This window comes from Streptococcus sp. 1449 (genome assembly GCF_013276805.1).
Taxonomy (GTDB): domain Bacteria; phylum Bacillota; class Bacilli; order Lactobacillales; family Streptococcaceae; genus Streptococcus; species Streptococcus pseudopneumoniae.
The window spans coordinates 1-1,174 of the sequence record NZ_VMLS01000060.1 but is presented as its reverse complement, the minus strand read 5'-3'; the positions used below and the strand labels follow the sequence as shown (position 1 = coordinate 1,174).

General features: G+C 39.1%; 2 protein-coding genes. Both read left to right on the top strand.

Annotated features, from left to right (window positions below):
* The coding region (locus tag HT687_RS09685; protein ID WP_172921942.1) for an LPXTG cell wall anchor domain-containing protein at positions 1–719 on the top strand (719 nt) is incomplete at its 5' end.
* Positions 720–1,055: 336 nt separating this feature from the next.
* Positions 1,056–1,174 (top strand): IS66 family insertion sequence element accessory protein TnpB (tnpB, locus tag HT687_RS12230; RefSeq protein WP_172924179.1); only part of this gene is annotated, 119 nt, incomplete at its 3' end.

Here is a 1,174-nt window from a genome sequence, read left to right as displayed (position 1 = left end):
ATACAGATGGCGATGGCTTCACAGATAAAGAAGAAGTAGAAAAAGGAACAAATCCGAAAGATCCAAACTCGAAACCAGAATCTAAACCAGTAGGTGCATCAACTAAGGATTCAGATAGTGTTAAAGATCCATCAGTAACATCGGTTAAAGATCCAAGCAACTTGACTGATGCAGAAAGAGCTAAGGTAGCCGAAGAAGTTAAGAAATCTAACCCAACTGCAACAGATGTTAAAGTAGGTAAAGATGGAACAATAACTGTAACCTTCCCAGATGGCTCAACAGCAGTAATTCCAGCAGCTAAAGCAGTTGAGAAAGCTAAAGATGCAGATAGTGTTAAGGATCCGTCAGCAACACCAGTTAAAGATCCAAGCAACTTGACTGACGCAGAAAAAGCTAAGGTAGCCGAAGAAGTTAAGAAATCTAACCCAACTGCGAAAGATATTAAGGTAAACAAAGACGGATCAGTAGTTGTAACCTTTGAAGATGGTACTACATCTGTTATTCCAGCAGATAAGACAGTCAAGAAATCAGATAGTTCAGTAGCAGTTAATCCAGCTACCAACCAAGATTCACCTGCTCAAGCACCAGCTGAGAAAGCAGGAGCGAAAGAATTGCCAAATACTGGTACAGAACAATCTAGCGCTTCACTTGCTCTAGCACTTCTTGCAGCAGCAACAGGGGGACTCCTTATCGCGAAAAAACGCAAGGAAGAAGAGTAAGAAATTACTTTGATAAAATAATTCATAGGATAAACATTCTGTAAATTTAACGAAAATAGATTGGAACACTATGTTCTAGTCGCCCCCAAAAGGATAGCATCTCCGAGAGGAGATGTTATCCTTTTTTTACTAGTGAATCAAATGATATAGTGGATTGAATTTATAATAGTACGGTAAGCGCGTCATAACAAGGTATCTATCATTCATGGAGTTCCTCCTGTATACTATTCGTAAAGTAAAACTATTGGAAGATATTTTAATGCCACAACCTATTGTTCCTGTAGAGATTCCACAATCTCGAAATGATAGAAGAGCTTTTGGATAAGGTGTTGCTCTATGACAATTCATCTATCTAGCCTAGGGCAGGTCTATCTCGTGTGTGGGAAAACGGATATGAGGCAAGGCATTGATTCACTGGCTTATCTCATTAAAACCCACTTTGAATTAAATCCCTT